General features: G+C 61.6%; 3 protein-coding genes and 1 pseudogene. All 4 read left to right on the forward strand.

The annotated features are described in order from the left end of the window. Positions 1-399: pseudogene (locus tag WAW39_RS19640) on the forward strand (hypothetical protein); the annotation flags it as partial. Between the two features lie 23 nt (positions 400-422). Continuing rightward, positions 423-1151, forward strand: coding sequence for an ABC transporter ATP-binding protein (locus WAW39_RS19645; protein WP_422320863.1), 729 nt, complete (start codon positions 423-425; stop codon positions 1149-1151). Position 1152: 1 nt separating this feature from the next. Beyond that, positions 1153-2268: an ABC transporter permease gene (locus WAW39_RS19650; protein WP_422320864.1), complete on the forward strand. Its 1116-nt coding sequence runs from the start codon at positions 1153-1155 to the stop codon at positions 2266-2268. A 22-nt stretch (positions 2269-2290) separates the two neighbouring features. After that, the gene (locus WAW39_RS19655; RefSeq protein WP_422320865.1) at positions 2291-3070 is read left to right on the forward strand and encodes an outer membrane lipoprotein-sorting protein; all 780 of its coding nucleotides are present in this window, start codon (positions 2291-2293) and stop codon (positions 3068-3070) included. Positions 3071-3077: the final 7 nt, after the last annotated feature.

Here is a 3077-nt window from a genome sequence, read left to right on the forward strand (position 1 = left end):
GCTGACAACAGTGTGCTGCGGACGCTGGTGCGGACGGCGCTGTTTCTGCCCAAGACGGCAGCGGAGCAGGTGAAGGCGCTCATGGCGCTGCCGGCATCATTCATTCATCCCGCATCACGGGACTTTCATGCGTGGGGCGTGGGTGGTGTGGAAAATCTGGCCGCCAAGCATCCCTTTCTACGAGCGCTGGCGCGGCATCCCATGGCAGTGCCGTTTCATTCCATCATCGCCACACGCCGTGCGGCGGACTGCCGTGCGAGCAGTGACGGGATCGTGCCCTACTGGAGCGCGCATCTGGATGGAGCGGATTCGGAAACTCTCGTGCCTTACTCACACCGCTGCACGGCGAAAGCGGAAACGGTCCAGGCCGTGACGAAGATCCTGGCCGGTATCCGATGAACGACGGTCCTACCCAAGAAATCATGACAGCTCCTTTAACAGAATCCCATGCAACCGCATCAGCCGCGCTCGTCTTCGAGGCGCGCGGTCTGAAAAAAGAATACGATGAGGGCAGCGTGCAGGCGCTGCGCGGGGTGAACTTTCGCATCACGCAGGGAGAGTTTGTGGTGATCATCGGCCCGAGCGGCTGCGGCAAAACGACGCTGCTGCAGATGCTGGGCGCGCTGGATGTGCCGAGCGCGGGCATCCTGCATTATCGCGGCAGCTCGATGGCGGAGATGCCGGACCCTTCGGCGTACCGTGCGCGTGAGATCGGCATCATTTTCCAGGCCTTCCATCTGCTGCCGACTTTCACTGCGGTGGAGAATGTGCAGATGCCGATGTTTGAAACGGAGCGGCCTGCAGGCACGCGAACTGAGCGGGCGGTGGAGCTGCTGAAGTCTGTGGGATTGGGGCATCGGCTGGGTCATTTTCCCGCGAAGCTCTCCGGCGGTGAAAAGCAGCGGGTGGCGATCGCCCGCAGTCTGGCAAATGGCCCTGCGGTGCTGCTGGCGGATGAACCCACGGGGAATCTGGACAGTGAAAACTCGAAGCACATTCTGGAGCTGATCATCCGGCTGCGGCGTGAGCAAAACATGACGCTGGTGCTGGTGACGCATGATCTGAACATCGCGCGCATGGCCACCCGAACCATCGAGATGAAGGACGGCCTGATCGTGGCTGATCAACAAACACCCCAATCCGCAGCCTGATATGAACTTTTTTTCCATTGTTGTGCGCGGCCTGCTGCGACGCCCTGTGCGCACCGGGCTGACGCTGGTGGGCATCTCCGTCGGGATCGGCGCCGTGGTGGCGCTGGTCGGCATCTCGCGCGGTTTTGAAGCGAGCTGGGCGACGGGCATGAAGGTGCGCGGCACGGACATCGTGGTGAGCAACATGGGCAACGCGCTGGCACCGAAACCGTTCAGTTCCGAGGTGCGGGACCGGATCGCGAAGCTGCCGCAGGTGGCGGAGGCCTGCTCCATCTATGCGGATCTGACGAGCGTGGAGGATGCCTCGATGATGGTGGTGTCTGCGCGTGAGTGGGGCGGATTTTCCTGGCAGAACCTGAAGCTGATCTCCGGACGCATGCCACATGATGGTATGGAGCTGGCGGCGGTGCTGGGGCAGACGGCGGCGGAGACGCTGAAGAAGAAGGTCGGTGACACGCTGCAGATTGAAACGAAGGAGCTGATCGTCACGGGGATCGTGGATGGCGGTGCGATGGTGGAGAACGGATCGGTGATTCTGTCACTGGCGCTGTTTCAAAACATCACGGGTAACGAGGGGCGGATCAACGTGATCGACGTCCGTGCCGCGCCGGGATTGAGCGAGGAGCAGATGAAGGATCTTTGCGACAAGATCAATGCCGCCGCGCCCGAGGCGCGAGCGATGGTGGCGGGGGAGCATCTGGGCAACAGCCAGGCGTTTCGTTTCATCAGCGCGATGAGCTGGGGGACTTCGCTGCTGGCGGTGATCGTGGGGGTGCTGGGGGTGATGAACACGATGCTGATGACGGTCTTTGAAAGGAAGCAGGAGATCTGCATCCTGCTGGCCATCGGCTGGAAGCCGGGGCGCGTGATTCGCATGATCTTGTGGGAGTCGGCCCTGCTGGGATTTCTGGGCGGCATCGTCGGAGTGATCATTGGCACCATTGGCGTGAAGGTGCTGGAGACGCTGCCGGCGATCCACGGCATGCTGGAGCCGGATTTTAACGCGGGACTGATGGCGGTGGCTGTCGGCCTGGCCGTGGTGGTGGGCGTCATCAGCGGGCTGTATCCTGCATGGCGGAGTTCACGACTGACACCGAGCCTTGCGATGCAGGGCTGAAATTTTAACCGAATACCTATTTATGAGAACTCTTCTTCGATTGATCTGTCCGGTGCTGCTGGCGGTGTCCGCTCATGCGGATGATGCCGCGAGTGGGCTCGCTGCCAAACTGGGGGCGATGCAGCAGGATGGTGCCTCTGTGGTGCGGGTGAAAATGGAGGTGCAGGGAGGCAGCAAGTCCACGCTGCAACTGCAGATCAAGCAACGCCGCAGCAGTGCGGGCACGGAAGTGGTGTATCAGGTGCTGTGGCCGAAGGAGAGAGCTGGCGAGGCGGTGCTGCTGCGCAAGATGGGCGACGGGGGCGCGACGGGGACGGTGTTTGTGCCGCCGAACACGGTGCGGACTCTTGACGGCAGCCAGATGAAGGATGCGCTGCTGGGCAGTGATCTGAGTTATGCCGATGTGGTGGAGAATTTCTTTCTCTGGAAGCAGCAGGCGATTGTGGGTGCGGAGATGGTGAATCGTGTGAGCTGCGATGTGCTGGAGTCGAAGCCTGGAAAAGGGGAGCGTTCAAATTATGGCAGCGTGAGGACGTGGGTGGACCGCCGACGTGATGTGCCGCTGCGTGTGGAGAAGTACAGTGCGTCAGGAAAGCTGGTGCGGAGGATTGAGACGACGCGGGTGGCGAGCAATGACAAGAAGCAGGCCGTGCCGGCGAACCTCACGGTGAGCGGGGCAGGGCAGGGAAGCGTGACTGAGGTGAATGGCGCGAGTGTGAAGCATGGGGTGAGTTTTAGTGACCGTGAGTTTACGCCGGCGGGATTTATGGAGGTGGGTGCGGTGCGTGCGGGTGCGGATTGATTGAGAG

Source organism: Prosthecobacter sp., from assembly GCF_049294395.1.
GTDB lineage: Bacteria > Verrucomicrobiota > Verrucomicrobiia > Verrucomicrobiales > Verrucomicrobiaceae > Prosthecobacter.

Bases quoted from the DNA above. Each gene is read 5' to 3' on its own strand.
- WAW39_RS19645 (WP_422320863.1), top strand. From the start codon at position 423: ATGACAGCTCCTTTAACAGAATCCCATGCAACCGCATCAGCCGCGCTC.
- WAW39_RS19650 (WP_422320864.1), top strand. From the start codon at position 1,153: ATGAACTTTTTTTCCATTGTTGTGCGCGGCCTGCTGCGACGCCCTGTG.
- WAW39_RS19655 (WP_422320865.1), top strand. From the start codon at position 2,291: ATGAGAACTCTTCTTCGATTGATCTGTCCGGTGCTGCTGGCGGTGTCC.